Source organism: Mesorhizobium sp. WSM4989, assembly GCF_029625795.1.
Lineage (GTDB): Bacteria > Pseudomonadota > Alphaproteobacteria > Rhizobiales > Rhizobiaceae > Mesorhizobium.
On record NZ_JARTVN010000002.1, the window covers coordinates 97,486 to 112,174 of the forward strand.

Annotated in this window: 13 protein-coding genes; 7 read left to right on the forward strand and 6 right to left on the reverse strand. The window is 64.3% G+C overall.

The features are described from left to right. Positions 1-44 precede the first annotated feature (44 nt). Both P9217_RS13240 and P9217_RS13245 read left to right on the forward strand, forming a co-directional pair. On the forward strand, positions 45-1,232 hold the full coding sequence (locus P9217_RS13240; protein ID WP_127215391.1) for a Gfo/Idh/MocA family oxidoreductase: 1,188 nt from the start codon (positions 45-47) through the stop codon (positions 1,230-1,232). Positions 1,233-1,316: 84 nt separating this feature from the next. Next, positions 1,317-2,168, forward strand: coding sequence for a sugar phosphate isomerase/epimerase (locus tag P9217_RS13245; protein ID WP_278087031.1), 852 nt, complete (start codon positions 1,317-1,319; stop codon positions 2,166-2,168). Between the two features lie 471 nt (positions 2,169-2,639). On the opposite strand, the gene P9217_RS13250 is transcribed toward P9217_RS13245, so the two are convergent. The 6 genes from P9217_RS13250 to P9217_RS13275 all read right to left on the reverse strand — a co-directional run bounded on the left by P9217_RS13250 (position 2,640) and on the right by P9217_RS13275 (position 10,129). Continuing rightward, positions 2,640-3,656 (reverse strand): zinc-binding alcohol dehydrogenase family protein, encoded by a 1,017-nt coding sequence (locus P9217_RS13250; RefSeq protein ID WP_095823528.1) that lies wholly within the window; start codon positions 3,654-3,656, stop codon positions 2,640-2,642. A 68-nt stretch (positions 3,657-3,724) separates the two neighbouring features. Next, entirely contained in the window at positions 3,725-4,690 is a 966-nt protein-coding gene (locus tag P9217_RS13255; protein ID WP_127215389.1) for an ABC transporter permease, read from the reverse strand. Then, positions 4,687-6,240, reverse strand: coding sequence for a sugar ABC transporter ATP-binding protein (locus P9217_RS13260; RefSeq protein ID WP_278087032.1), 1,554 nt, complete (start codon positions 6,238-6,240; stop codon positions 4,687-4,689). Before P9217_RS13260 ends, P9217_RS13255 begins: the two co-directional genes overlap by 4 nt. A 154-nt stretch (positions 6,241-6,394) precedes the next feature. After that, entirely contained in the window at positions 6,395-7,390 is a 996-nt protein-coding gene (locus tag P9217_RS13265; RefSeq protein WP_067004132.1) for an ABC transporter substrate-binding protein, read from the reverse strand. 191 nt (positions 7,391-7,581) lie between these two features. Beyond that, a complete protein-coding gene (locus P9217_RS13270; protein WP_095800595.1) occupies positions 7,582-8,580 on the reverse strand; it encodes an aldo/keto reductase in 999 nt (332 codons plus the stop codon). Between the two features lie 43 nt (positions 8,581-8,623). Continuing rightward, on the reverse strand, positions 8,624-10,129 hold the full coding sequence (locus tag P9217_RS13275) for an altronate dehydratase family protein (RefSeq protein WP_067004128.1): 1,506 nt from the start codon (positions 10,127-10,129) through the stop codon (positions 8,624-8,626). Between the two features lie 247 nt (positions 10,130-10,376). Here P9217_RS13275 and P9217_RS13280 point away from each other — a divergent pair, with 247 nt between their 5' ends. The 5 genes from P9217_RS13280 (at position 10,377) to P9217_RS13300 (ending at position 14,611) form a co-directional block, all read left to right on the forward strand. Further along, on the forward strand, positions 10,377-11,279 hold the full coding sequence (locus P9217_RS13280) for a GntR family transcriptional regulator (protein WP_278087033.1): 903 nt from the start codon (positions 10,377-10,379) through the stop codon (positions 11,277-11,279). 128 nt (positions 11,280-11,407) lie between these two features. After that, complete coding sequence (locus tag P9217_RS13285; protein ID WP_127247064.1) at positions 11,408-11,755, forward strand: DUF2946 family protein; 348 nt, start codon at positions 11,408-11,410, stop codon at positions 11,753-11,755. A gap of 93 nt (positions 11,756-11,848) precedes the next feature. Beyond that, positions 11,849-12,376, forward strand: coding sequence for a copper chaperone PCu(A)C (locus tag P9217_RS13290; protein WP_127240079.1), 528 nt, complete (start codon positions 11,849-11,851; stop codon positions 12,374-12,376). 26 nt (positions 12,377-12,402) lie between these two features. After that, positions 12,403-12,921 carry a YcnI family protein gene (locus P9217_RS13295; RefSeq protein ID WP_067318938.1) on the forward strand — a complete coding sequence of 173 codons (519 nt, stop codon included), beginning with the start codon at positions 12,403-12,405 and terminating at the stop codon, positions 12,919-12,921. 52 nt (positions 12,922-12,973) lie between these two features. Then, positions 12,974-14,611, forward strand: a complete 1,638-nt coding sequence (locus P9217_RS13300; RefSeq protein ID WP_278087034.1) for a copper resistance CopC/CopD family protein — start codon at positions 12,974-12,976, stop codon at positions 14,609-14,611. The last annotated feature ends 78 nt before the right edge of the window (positions 14,612-14,689 follow it).

A 14,689-nucleotide genomic window follows, 5' to 3' on the forward strand; every position in this document is an offset into this window, starting at 1 on the left:
CTCCCCTCAAGGGGGAGCTAACCAACATGAGGGAGAACGAAAGCATGGTCGGCGCATCGAAATCGGAAACGGGAGGCGGCCCGATCCGCTACGGCATGGTCGGCGGCGGGCAGGGCGCTTTCATCGGCGCGGTGCACCGGATTGCGGCGCGCATGGACAACGACTTCGTGCTGGTGGCCGGCGCGCTGTCGTCGGACCCGGCGCGCGCGAAGGCCTCGGCCGAAGAACTCGGGCTCGATCCGTCACGCAGCTACGGCTCCTATGCCGAGATGGCCAAGGCCGAAGCCAAACGCCCGGACGGCATCGAGGCAGTGGCGATCGTCACGCCCAACAATGTGCATGTGCCGGCGGCCAAAGCCTTCCTGGAGGCGGGTATCCACGTCATCTGCGACAAGCCGCTCGCGACCTCGCTCGCCGAGGCGAAGAAGCTTGCCGCACTGGTCGAGAAGGCTGGAAAGGTGTTCGTGCTCACCCACAACTACACAGCCTATCCGATGGTGCGGCAGGCGCGCGAGATGGTGGCCAAGGGCATGCTCGGCGACATCCGCATCGTGCAGTCGGAATATCCGCAGGACTGGCTGACCGAAGACCTCGCCGCGACCGGTCAGAAGCAGGCCTCATGGCGCTCCGACCCCAAGCAGGCCGGCGCCGGCGGCGCGCTCGGCGACATTGGCACGCACGCCTACAACCTCGCCCGCTTCGTCTCGGGGCTCGAGCTGGATTCCCTTTCGGCCGACCTCGACGCCTTCGTGCCGGGACGCCAGCTCGACGACAACGTCAATGTGCTGTTGCGCTTCAAGCCGGTCGGCAACAAGCATCCGGCCAAGGGCATGATCTGGGCGAGCCAGGTGGCGCCCGGCCACGAGAACGGGCTGAAGCTGCGCATCTACGGCTCGAAGGGCGGGCTCGAATGGGTCCAGGCCGACCCGAACTATCTTTGGTACACGCCCTTCGGCCAGCCGAAGCAGTTGCTGACCCGGGCGGGCGCCGGCGCGATGCCGGTAGCGGCGCGCGTCAGCCGCGTGCCCTCCGGCCATCCGGAGGGCTATCTCGAAGGCTTCGCCAATATCTACCAGGAAGCGGCCCGCGCCATCCGCGCGGCGCGCAAAAAGGGCGGCAAGCTTGCCAAGGATGTCGCCTTCCCGACGATCGCGGACGGCGTCGAAGGCATGGCCTTCATCGAGGCGTGCGTGAAGTCGTCGAGGAAGAACGGGGCGTGGACGAGGCTATAAAGGCGGGCTCGGCGACGGCACGGGCCGGATGAGGGGGAGTGTGACCCGCTAGCGCAAGTGGTTGGCCGCAGAGGAGGGGTGTCGATGAAAATCGGCATGTGCATGTTCTTGTGGACGACGAGCGTCTCGAAAAAGCACGAGGCGCTGCTGAAGGACATCAAGGCAACCGGCTTCGACGGCGTCGAGATACCGGTCTTCGCGGGCGAACCGGATGACTACAAGAAGCTCGGCGAGATGCTCGATCGCATCGGACTGGAGCGCACCGCGGTCTCGGCGATGGGAGATCCGGCGATGAACCTGATCTCTGCGGATGCCGCGACGCGCAAGGCCGGCATCGATTACATGAAATGGGCGATCGACTGCAGCGCGGCGCTCGGCGCGGACAGGCTGAGCGGGCCGCTGCATTCCACGCTGGGCGCCTTTTCCGGCAGCGGGCCGACAGCGGCCGAGAAGAAGCGCTCGGTCGCCTCGCAGCGGGCCATTGGCGATCATGCCGGCAAGAGGGACGTCACCATCGGGCTTGAGGCGCTGAACCGCTTCGAGTGCTATCTGGTCAACACGATGGACGACCTGTCCGAGCATGTCGACGCGATCGACCGGCCGCACATCAAGGCGATGTACGACACTTTTCACGCCAATATCGAGGAGGCCGATCCGATCGGCGCCTATACGCGCAATCGCCGGAACGTCGTCCACATCCACATCTCGGAAAACGACCGCGGCGTGCCGGGGCGCGGCAACATCCCCTGGAAGGAAACTTTCGCGGCGATCCGCAAGAGCGGCTATGACGATTGGCTTACGATCGAGTCGTTCGGCCGATCACTGAAGGATCTGGCGGCTGCGACCAAGGTGTGGCGGGATTTCGCAGAGAGCCCGGAGGCAGTTTATCGCGAAGGGTATCGGCATATCAGAGATGGGTGGAAGGCTGCCGCTTAAACGCCCTCTCCATTCGTCATCCACGGGCGGAGCGGGAGCGAAGCGGACGCCGAGACCCGAGGATCCATTCCGTGACGTCGACGCTCCGCCACGATGCAATTCTGCACCGGCTGCATTCTACGGCTTAGGGAACGGCATTACTGTGTTCATGCGAAGGCTGTTTTGTCTCGAATGATGGCATTGAGGACGACCAGGAGCTTCCTTGCAACGGCGATGATGGCCAGTTCTTGGACCCTGAGCGGGCTGCGAGGTTTGTGCGGCATCGAGACGATCGGTCTTGGCGCGCCGTCTTGTCGACTTCGCATAGTGGTGGGTGTGTGCCGGGTTGTGCGGCGAGAACGGCACGCCGGACTTGGCCAGCGCATGGCGCAACAACCGCTCATGGACGCCAGTCGCCTCCGACTAGCCTTCGACATCCGTCATCAAGGGCGACAACCACTGAGTCGTCATCCACGGGCGGGTCGGGCCTCCCTATCCGACCTCGATAACCGCTTTGATCAACCCGGATTTTTCGTGCGCCCAGCGCGCTAGATCGCGCGGCGTATCGGCAAGGGTCGTGCGGTGGGTGACGAGTTTCTCCAGCGGCACGGCGCCGTTGCGGATCGAGGCGGCGACATGGTCGAAGTCTGCTCTGAGCGCATTGCGGCTGCCGACCAGCGTCATCTCGCGCTTGTGAAACTCGGGATCGGAGAAGGTGATGTCGTCCTTGACGACGCTGACCAGCACCAGCGCTCCGCCATGCGCGACATGGGTGAAGGCGGACTGCACCGACTGCGTGTTGCCGGTGGCGTCGAACACAAGGTCGAAGCCTTCGCCGTCGGACGCCTGCCGCACCAGATCGGCAGCCGGCGCTTTCGAGCCGTCGAGTGCGGCAAAGCCGAGCTCGCTTTCGGCGAAATCGAGCCGTTCGGTGCTCATGTCGAGCAGGCTGACATCGAGGCCGGCGATGCGGGCGAACAGTGCCGTGCCAAGGCCGATCGGACCGGCGCCGATGACCAGCGTGCGCTGGCCGGGCGCACTCAGCGAGCGCCGCACGGCGTGTGCGCCGATGGCCAGGAATTCGACGGCGGCGGCATCGGCCAGCGATAGGCCATTTGCTGGATAAAGGTTTTGCGCCGGCACCAGGATCTCGTCGCACATGGCGCCGTCGCGATGGACGCCAAGCACCTCGATCTGCACGCAGCAGTTCGGCTTGCCGTGCCGGCAGGCAACGCATTTGCCGCAGGCGAGATAGGGGTTGATGATCACCGGCTCGCCGATGGCAAGCTCGACGCCTTCACCTCGCTCGACGACCGTGCCCGAGACCTCGTGGCCCATGATGCGCGGATAGGCGAGGAACGGGTGCTTGCCTTCGAAGATGTGATAGTCGGTGCCGCAGATGCCGACATGGCTGACTGCGATGCGCGCCCAGCCGGGCGGCGGCGCGCCGGGTTCGGCGCGGTCTTCGAGAACAAGGTCGCCAGGCGAGCGGCAGACGACGGCTTTCATGCGCTGATCCAGTGTTTAAGGGGCGTCGGCCCCGCTCGATCGGGGCCGGCGCGTCATTTCAGGAACGATTACTTGCCGCGACGGCGCAGGCCGTCGAAGTAGACGATGACGATGATCAGCAGGCCGGTGATGACGCGCTGCCAGAAGGTGTTGACGTTGAGCAGGTTGGCGCCGTTGTTGATCGTCGAAAGAATGAAGGAGCCGATCAGCGGTCCATGCACCGAGCCGATGGCGCCGAACAGCGAGGTGCCGCCGATCACCGACGAGGCGATAGCCTGCAGCTCATAGGTGTCGCCCTGGGTCGGGTTGCCGATGCCGATGCGCGAGGCAAGCAGCACACCCACGAAAGCCGCGAGCAGGCCGGACAGGATATAGGCCATGAAGATGGTGCGCGGCACGTTCACGCCGGAAAGGCGCGCGGCCTCCGCATTGGAGCCGACCGAGAATAAATAGCGGCCCCAGCGCGTGTGGTGCAGGAACACGTAGGACGGTATGGCGACCAGGATCACCATCCAGAACAGATAGGGGATGCCGAGAACCGAGCCGCGCGAGAAGGCCTGGAAAGGGTCGCTGTTGATCGAGATCGAATTGCCGTTGGTCATCAAGAGGCCGATGCCGCGCAGCGACGTCATCGTGGCCAGGGTGATGATGAAGGGCGGCAGGCCCATCTTGACGATGCCGAAGCCGTGGAACAGGCCGATGGCGACGCCGGCGAGCAAGGTAATGAGCACAGCCGCCCAGATCGGCCAGCCGGCATTGATCAGAAGCGCTACAATGACGGTGGTGAAGCCGACCACGGCACCGACCGAGAGGTCGATGCCGCCGGTGATGATGACGAAGGTCTGGCCGACCGCGAGGATGGCGATCAGCGAACCCTGACGCAAAAGATTGGTGATGTTGAGCGTCGTGGCGAAGGAGGGTGTGGCGACCGCCAGCACGATCCACATCAAAAGCAACAAGCCGAGCAGCGTCAGCCCGAACAGGGCGTTGTAATTGCGCTTCGGCTTTTCGGCGGGGATCGCCTCGGTGCTCATTTTTGTCCTCCCGTCTTTTCTTGTTTCTCGGCCAGCGCTTGGCCCAAAATGTCCTCATGGCTGGCGGTGCGGAAGCCATGCGTGGCGACCAGCTTGCCGCGGCGGAACACATGCAGCGTGTCGGCGAGCTCGTAGACTTCCGGCAGGTAGGACGAGATCAGGATGATGCCGGCGCCCTTGGACAGAAGCGTCGAGAACAGCCGGTAAATCTCGGCCTTGGTGCCGACATCGACGCCGACCGTCGGCTCGTCGAAGATGAACAGCTTGGCGCCATGCGCCAGCCATTTGCCGATGACGATCTTCTGCTGGTTGCCGCCCGACAGGCTGGAGGCCAGCGCGTGGCGGGTCGGCGTCTTGATCCTGAGATCGGCTATCTGGCGATCGGCCTCGGCCTTCTCGCGCGAGCCTGAGATCAGAAGATTGCTCGAGATGCGCTTGTAGATCGGCAGGTTCAGATTCGTGCCGACCGGCAGGTTGAGGCAGAGGCCTTGGTCGCGGCGGCTTTCGGGGGCGAGGGCCATGCCGAGCCTTATCGCGTCATGCTCGGAGTTGACTTGCACCTCCTTGCCTTGCCACAGGATCTGACCGGCCGACTTCCTGTGGCGGCCGTAAAGCGTGGTGACGAACTCGCTGCGGCCGGCTCCGATCAAGCCGTAAAGTCCGACGATCTCGCCCGCGCGGACACTCACCGAGACGTTCTCGAAACCCTTGCCGGAGAGATTCCGCGTCTCGACGATCGTCGCGCCCGGCGTGAAATGCTCCTTGTGGTAGATCTGCTCGATCGAGCGATTGATCATCAGCTTGACCAGTTCCGGCTCGCTGGTCTCGGCTATGTTGCGGGTGCCGACGAGCGTGCCGTCGCGCAGCACCGAAACACGATCGGCAAGCTCGAACACCTCCTCCATGCGGTGGCTGATATAGATGATGGTGACGCCTTCGCCCTTTAGCCGGCGGATCAGCTTGAACAGCTGGTCGGCCTCCTTGCGGGTCAAGTAGGCGGTCGGCTCGTCGAAGATGAGGAACTTTGTCCCGCGTACCGTGGCGCGGGCGGCGGCGATCAGCTGCTGCTGGCCGATGGTGAGGTCGCCGAGCATAACATGCGCGGGCAGGTCGAAGCCGAGCCCATCGATGATCTTCTGCGCTTCCTTCACCATGGCGCGCTGCTGCAACAGACCGAAGCGGGAATTCTCCTCGCCGAGGAACATGTTGGCGGCGACGGTGAGGTGGCGGCAAAGCACGACCTCCTGGTGGACGGCATTGATGCCGAGCGCCATCGCCTCGTGCGGCGTGGACAGCGCCTCGGGTTTACCTTCCCAGACGACTTCGCCGGAGGTGCGCGGCATGACGCCGGTTAAAAGCTTTATCAGCGTCGATTTGCCGGCGCCGTTCTCGCCGACGATGGCGTGGATCTCGCCCGACTTGAAGGCAAGGTCCACCGGCTTCAGCGCATGCGTGCCGGGATAGCGCTTTTCCAGGCCTTTCAACTCGAGGATGGTCCTGCCCGGTTTCAGCGTGGGGGGCGGGTGCAGTTCCTGCGCCGTCGACGTCATAACAATCCTCCCAGATTGATCCAACCGTTGGATACGCAGCGATGCGTCTGGCGCGCATCTAGAAGGCAGAGCCTAAAGTAAGCCGGCGGATTTCCAAACTGTCCGCGGCGATGTTTCCGGGGCGGCGAAGCCCCGGAAACGAATGTCGCGAAGATCAGTTGAGCTTCGGGTTGAGCAGCGCGTCGATCTTCGGATCCTTCATGTTGTCCTTGGTCACGAGATTGGCGCCGGTGTCGACATTGGCCTCGACCTTCTCGCCCTTCGAGGCGGCTAAGGCGGTCTTGATGCCGTCGTAGCCCATCCGGTATGGATCCTGGACGACGAGGCCGGAGATGACGCCGTCGTTGAGGAACTTGATCAGCTTCTCGTCGCTGTCGAAACCGATCAGCGCCACCTTGCCGGCGAGGTTGTTCTCGGCGATCGCCTGGCCAACGCCCTGCGCCATGATCAGGTTCGAGGCGAAGATGCCCTTGAGGTCCGGATTGGCGGTGATCAGGTCGGTCGCGATGTTGAGGCCGGTGGTGGCCTGACCGTCGGCATATTTGTCGGCGACCAGTTCGAGGCCGGGATATTTCGCCTTGAGCTGTTCCTTGAACCCTTGCGCGCGCTGCTCGAGCGAGCCGGCGCCGGGCAGCGCGGTGATCAGCGCAACCTTGCCCTCGACTTTGCCGCCATTGGCGGCGCCGATCGCGGCAGCGAGACCGTCAGCCGCGACACGGCCGCCCTGGACGTTGTCGGTGGTGAGGAAGGAGGTGAAGGCCTTGGATTCGGCGCTGGAGTCGATGCCGATGACCTTGACCTTGGTCGCCGCCTCGTCGATCGGCTTGCCGAGCGCCTTGGCCTCGGTCGGCGCGATCACGATCGCGGCCGGATTGCCGGCGACGGCGTTCTCGAGGATCGAGATCTGACCGTTGACGTCGGTTTCGGCCTGGGCGCCGAGCTCCGGCACGTTGATGCCGAGATCCTTGCCGGCCTTGCGGGCGCCGGCCAGCACGATTTGCCAGTAGAACGAAGTCGTGTCCTTGACGATGATTGGGATGGTCACGTCGGCCGCCGAGGCGGGTGCCGAATGCATCGCACCGGCGAGCATTGAGGCGGCGGCTAAAGCCACGAAGGCGCGGCGGTTGAGAAGGCTGGTTACGAATTTCATTAGGTTCCTCCCTAAAATCGCCCGGTGAAGGTTCGGAAGCTCCATCTGGATAGGCGCAAGCCAAACAGAACTTTATCAATAAAAAACATTTGCTCGATTTTGATAGTGCATTGCCCTGATCGATGCAAGCGGTGTCTCATGCCGTTTGCGTGATGGCGTGGCAGCTGATCGGTCTGCTGGATCTCCGCATCTCAGCCAAGCTGCTGGACGATCGTATAAGGATCGTATTTGGCAAATTCCGCCGCCGCTACCTTGACATCCAGCAGTTCGAGATTGCGCGTCAGATTAGCGGGCTTGGCGGTGCCGGTCAGCACCGAGGCAACGACAGGCTCGTGCAGAGGGAATTGGAACGCGGCAGCGGCCAGCGGATAGCCACCTCCGATGGCGATGCGCTCCATTGCGCTGACGCGGTCGAGAATATCCTTGCTCGCCGGCAGATAGTCGAAATGCGCGCCATGCACCGGTCCCGTCGCCAATATGCCCGAGTTGAAGACGCCGCCGATGATCAGCGAAGTCCGCCGCTCGCGGCAAAGCGGCAGCAGGTCGGCCTCGGCGCTGCGATCAAGCAGCGAATAGCGGCTGGCGAGCAGGATGCAGTCGAGCGGCGCGCGGCGAAGCACGTCAAGGCAGATCTGGACCTCGTTGACGCCAAGACCGTAGGCGGAAATCGTGCCGGACGATTTCAGCTCCTCCAGCGCCTTCAGCCCGCCGTCCATCAGCTGACGGAAATGCAGCTTCGTCTTCTCGACGCCATGCGTGTAGACGCCGATGTCGTGGACGAACAGGATGTCGATCTTGTTGAGGCCGAGCCGCGCGTAGGAAAAATCCACCGAGCGCATGATGCCGTCATAGGAATAGTCGTAATCGAGCGCGAAGGGCAGCGGGTCGACATAGGAGTGATCGGGAACCTGGTCCTCCGGCACCGGCCGGAACAGGCGGCCGACCTTGGTCGAGAGCACATAGGAGGAGCGCGGCTTCTCACGCAGGAAATCGCCTGTGCGCCGCTCCGACAGGCCGAAGCCGTAGAAGGGCGCGGTGTCGAAGTAACGCAGCCCGCCGTCCCAGGCCGCTTGCAGCGTTTCCATTGCGGGCTCGCGCGGACAGGCGCGATAAAGGCCGCCGATGGCGGCGCCGCCGAAGCTGACCTCGGTGACTTCGAGCGCGGTCGCGCCGATCCGGCGTTTGTTCATCAAAGCCTCCCTTTGCCGTTCGACCGGCGGTCGTTTCGACTATTTAGAGCGTCGCGCCGAGATGCCAGGGCACGAACTCGTTGTCGCCGTAGCCGAACGCCTCGCTCTTGGTCTTGCGTCCGGACGCCGTCTCGATGATTAGCTCGAAGATCTCGCGGCCCATGCCGGCGATCGTCTTCTCGCCGGAAGCGATGACACCGCAATTGACGTCCATGTCCTCTTCCATCTGGTGGTACATGGTCGAGTTCGTGGCGACCTTGATCGACGGCGTCGGACGGCAGCCGAAGCAGGAGCCGCGGCCGGTGGTGAAGACGATGACATTGGCGCCGCCGGCCACCTGGCCGGTGGCCGAGACCGGATCGTAGCCGGGCGTGTCCATGAACACCAAGCCGCTGCCGCTGACCTTCTCGGCGTAACCGAAGACGCCGTTGAGCGGCGTCTGACCGCCCTTGGCAACAGCACCCAGCGACTTCTCCAGGATGGTGGTCAGGCCGCCGCGCTTGTTGCCCGGCGAGGGATTGTTGTCGATCGAGGCGCCGTGCTTGGCTGTATGGTCCTCCCACCATTTCACAAAGCCGTCGAGCTTGGCTGCGATCTCGGGCGAGGCGGCGCGATAGGCAAGCAGATGCTCGGCGCCGTAGATCTCGGTCGTCTCGGACAGGATGCCGATGCCGCCGCAGCCGGCCAGAATATCGACCGCCGCCCCCAGCGCCGGATTGGCGGTGATGCCGGACATGCCGTCCGAGCCGCCGCATTGCAGGCCGACGACGATCTCGCTGACCGGGATCGGTTCGCGCTGCAACTGGCCGACCTCCTCGGCGATCTCGGCCAGCACGCCCATCGCCCGCTCGACGGATTTGCGCGAGCCGCCGGCCTCCTGGATGTTGAAGTGCCGCTTTCCCGCCGCGACGCCCTTTTGGCCATAAAGGGTGAGCTGGTTAACCTCGCAGCCCAGACCGACCATCAGCACGCCGCCGAAATTCGGGTGGCGAGCATAGCCGGCCAGCGTGCGGTGCAGCACCATCATGCCGTCGCCGGTGGCGCTCATGCCGCAGCCCTGGCCGTGGACGATGGGCACGAAACCGTCGATGCCGGGATATTTCGGCAAAAGCGTGCGATTGGCCTCGTCGGCGATCGCATGGCAGACGGTGGACGAGCAATTGACGCTGGCGATGATGCCGATGAAGTTGCGCGTTCCGGCGCGACCATCGGCGCGGCGATAGCCCATGAAGGTGCGCTTGCGGTCCGCTTCGGTGGCGTGCTCGGCCTCGCTCGGCGGCACCACCGGCAGGCGGCCACTCTCGAACACCAGATTGTGCGAGTGGACGTGCTCGCCCGGCGCGATGGCTTGAGTGGCGCGGCCGATCGCCTGCGCATATTTCACCACCGCTTCGCCCGCCGCGATCGGCTTGATCGCCACCTTGTGCCCAGGGTCGATCGCCGCCACCGCAACCGCGCCGCCGGGCAGCGCCGCACCGATCTCGATGCGGCCATTGGCGACCGCGACATTGTCGGCGGGGGAAAGAAGAATGGTGCTTGCGGCGTTCACGGGCGGCTGTCCTGGGTAAACCTGGGAGTGTGGGCGGATTGACATGCGCCCGTTTGAGGATAATGTCTTTTATCGTGAAAAAACATTTTTGCGTCAATTGTTTTTTCATCGCGCGCCGCGCCCTTGGGTGCGTGGCCGCCCGTTAGATAAAGCCGGCGAAATTCGTTCCGCATTTCGGAGGCTTGCGCTAGGAACACCGATCATATTGCGCTTCCGGCCGGCTGCCGCAAGCGTTGGGGATACGGGCATGTCGAAGAGCAACAACGTCTACAAGGACGCCTTCAACCGCGGACTGCGGCTGCTCGACGAAACCAGGAGCCTGCCGTCCGAGCCCGAGCTCGGAATGCTGCTCGGCGTCAGCCGCACCACGGTGCGCAGCATTCTTTCGCGCATGGAAGAAACCGGGCTGATCGCCTGGAACAAGCGCAACAAAACGGTGCTGCGGGCGCCGAAGGCGGAAGATTTCTTCCCCGAGGAAGAGACCGACTCGCTGGCCGAGATCATCGAGCGCTCCTTCATGCGCCGGCTGCTCGCCGGCGGCGCGGAAGCGGGCATGCAGATCAACGAGCTCGAGCTGGCGCGCGAGATCGGCGTCGGCACCACCAGCGTGCGCGAATTCCTGATCCGCTTCTCGCGCTTCGGCCTGATCGAGAAGCGGCGCAACAGCCATTGGGTGCTCAAGGGCTTCACCCGCGCTTTCGCGCTTGAGCTGACCGAGATCCGCGAGATGTTCGAGCTGCGTTCGGCGGCTGCCTTCGTCGCGCTGCCGCAGGATAGCGCGGTCTGGGCCGATCTCGACCGGCTGGAGATCGAACATCGCCAACTGGCGAACGAGATCGCGACGCGCTTCAACGAATTCTCCGAGCTCGATGAGCGCTTCCACCGGCTGATCCACCGCGCCTCGCACAACCGCTTCATCGTCGATTTCTACGATGTGATCGCGATGATCTTCCACTACCACTACCAATGGAACAAGGCGCAGGAACGCGAGCGCAACGAGGTCGCAGTCCAGGAGCATCTGGCCTATATCGCGGCGCTGAAATCGCGCGATCCCGCCAAGGTGGACGCCGCCTGCCGCAAGCACCTGAAGTCGGCGCGCCAGACGCTGTTGAGCTCAATTCCGGAAGGGCGGCAGGTGCAGCCCGCCTGATCAGGCGCGTCGCGCCGCGTTGCCGCAGCCCGGTTTTGACGATTTTCCGGCCGCCGCCCCCATGCTAGGCTCGGTGGAATTGCTGGAAAGAGGCAGGTCATTTGGATATCCGGCTGAGACGATGGAGCATGCCGGCCGCGTTCGTCGCGGCGCTGCTGCTGTTGCTTCAGTCGGCGCTTGGCGCCTTCGCCTTTGGCGCTCCTTCGCAGCTTGATGCCTTCGGCAACGTCATCTGCACCCATGACGGGGCGGTCAAGCTTCCGGGCGGCGATCCGCACCGGCAGCATATGCCGGCTTGCTGCTTGGCTGGCTGCAGCCTGGTTTCGCCGGCGCATCTGCCGCCGCCGGATACCCGTGCGCCCGTCAGGGTGCTGGTGTTCGACGCGGTCGCTTTCCCGCCTTTCGCCTTTCGGCATCTCGATTTTGCCCGCGACCGCTCTCCGGCCAATCCGCGCGCGCCGCCGGCCGCAGTCTGACAAAAACCCGCGAAACCTTTCGCAGGCGCATTCATCCAAGATCAGACTGCTCGCGGCCGGATCACGGCGCGATCTCATACTCATGGAGCAACCATGTCCAATCTTCTTCCCGCCGCGCGAGCGCAAGCTCGTCCGCGCGGTTTCGAACGGCTCGGCCTTGCCGTGTTCGCTCTTCTTCTGTTCGCATGCGTTCCCGGCGCCCAGGCGCATGAATTCAAGGCCGGTGACCTGGAAGTCGGGCACCCGTGGTCCCGCGCAACGCCGCCCGGCGCCAAGGTGGCCGGCGGCTATTTCACCGTCACCAACAAGGGCGGCTCGCCCGACCGGCTGCTGTCGATTTCCTCCGACATCTCCGACAAGGCCGAATTGCATGAGATGAGTGTCAAGGACGGCGTCATGACTATGCGGCCGGTGAGCGGCGGGCTCGTGATCCCGGCCGGCGGCAAGGTCGCACTGAAGCCGGGTGGCTATCACCTGATGTTCATCGGCCTGAAGCGACAGCCCAAGCAGGGCGAGAAATTCCCTGCCACGCTGACCTTCGAGAAGGCCGGCAGCGTCAAAGTCGAGTTCGCCGTCGAGGGCATGGGCGAGATGGGCAGCATGGACGATCACGCCGAGTGATCATTTCGAAATTAGAGGGACAATTCATGAAGAAGTATCTTTTGGCGGTGGGCGCGGTTCTGGCGCTCGGGACAAACGCCACGCTTGCGCACATCACGCTCGAAACCCAGGAAGCGGCCGTCGGCTCGACCTATAAGGCCGTCCTGCGCGTGCCGCATGGCTGTGAGGGCAAGGCGACGACCGCGGTGCGCGTGCAGATTCCGGAAGGCGTCATTTCGGTCAAGCCGATGCCAAAGCCCGGCTGGACGCTGCAGACCAAGAAAGGCCGATACGAGAAATCCTACCAGCTCTATGGCGAGACGCTGACCACCGGCGTCAAGGAAGTCGACTGGAGCGGCGGCAACCTGCCGGACGAATTCTATGACGAGTTCATTTTCCGTGCTTCGCTCGCCGCCGATCTTCCGGCCGGCCAGATGCTCTATTTCCCGGTGGTCCAGGAATGCGGCGATGCCGCCGATCGCTGGATCGAGATTCCGGCGGCGGGACAGGATGAGGATGCACTGGAAAATCCGGCGCCCGGCATCAAATTGCTGCCGAAGAAATGATCTCTCGATGGCGCGTCCCATTCGGGCGCGCCGTCCCTTCTCGAAAGACCGCATGAACGCAGCAGCAACTTTCCCAATCCGCCTGACGGGCATGCGCATCGGGCCAGTCGCCAGCGGCCTGTTCGCGGCTTTCGTACTCGTGCTGCTGCTGGTGCTACCCGGCCGCGCCCTCGCGCATGCGGCCTTGGTCGCGACCGATCCGCCCGATGGCGCGGTGCTGTCGCAGAGTCCCGCGCGATTCTCGCTGACCTTCAGCGAGCCGGTTTCGCCCCTGGTGCTCACTCTGGTGCGGCCGGACGGCACGCAACTTTCGCTGACCTCCTTCCGGCTCAACGATCAGACCGTCGAGATCGATAATCCGGAAAGGCTCAAATCCGGCACGCATGTGCTGAGCTGGCGGGTGATTTCGGTCGACGGCCATCCGGTCGGCGGCTCGGCGCTGTTTTCCGTCGGCGCGCCAAGTGCTGCGCCGGTAGCGGGCGAAGCCGTCGATTTGTCGCTGCGCACGGCAATCTGGATGGGTAAGCTCCTTCTCTATGCCGGGCTGTTCCTCGGCGCCGGCGGCGCCTTCGCGCTCGCCTGGCTCGCTGGAGACTGTCGCTGCGGCCAGGGTTTCGTTATCGGCGCTCTTCTGTGCGGACTGGCCGCCGCCCCGTTCTCGCTCGGATTTCAGGGGTTGGACGCGCTCGGCGCGCCGCTCGCCCGGTTTGCGGCGCCCATCGTGTGGGAGACCGCGCTTGCCACCAGCTTCGGCTGCACGGTGCTTGCCGCCCTGATTGCACTCGGCCTTGCCTTGCTGTCCCTCGCCGGACCGCGCGCTCTTGGCAAGCTGCTTGCGCTCGCCGGGCTCGTCGGTGTGGGCGCGGCGCTTGCGGCAAGCGGCCACGCCAGCGCCGCCGAGCCGCAATGGCTGACGCGGCCGCTGGTTTTCCTGCATGGCACAGCCATCGCCTTCTGGAGCGGCGCGCTCGCGCCGCTCGGCCTTGCGTTGCGCTATCAGCCGGCGGAGGCCAAAATCTTCTTGCGCCGGTTTTCGCGCGCGATCCTGCCCGTGGTTGCCGTGCTTGCGATAAGCGGCATCGTGCTGGCGATCATCCAAGTGCGCGAACCGGCAGCGCTCATCAACACCGCCTATGGCCGCCTGCTGCTGCTGAAACTGGCCCTGCTTTTGTTCCTGTTCACCCTTGCCTCCGTCAACCGATGGACGCTGACCGCGCCGGCCGAAACGGGCGACACGGAAGTGCAGCGGCGGCTGGTGCGTTCGATCGGCATCGAGACGCTGATCGTGCTTGCCATCTTCGGCGTCGCCGCCGGCTGGCGCTTCACGCCGCCGCCACGCGCGCTGGCGATCGCCGCAGCGCGGCCGGCCTCGATCCACATCCACACCCTGCAGGCGATGGCCGATCTCAGCATCACGCCCGGCCATGCCGGCCAGGTTGCCGCCTCGATGGTGATCATGACCGGCGATTTCGGCCCGATGGATGCCAAGCAGGTGACCTTGGTGCTGTCGAAGCCGGATTCCGGCATCGAGCCGATCAAGCGGCCGGGGACGAAACGCGGCGACGGCACCTGGCGCGTCGACGATCTCGTCATCCCGCTGCCCGGCCGCTGGAACGCTCGGCTCGACATCCTGGTTTCCGATTTCGAGATGGTGAAGATTGAAGCGCCAATTGATATCAGAGCCGACTGACCTGGGCCGCGACACAATTCGGCGAGGCGGTTGACGCCGTCGCGAAGGCCCGTCAATCATCCGTCCAAAGCGCGGCTT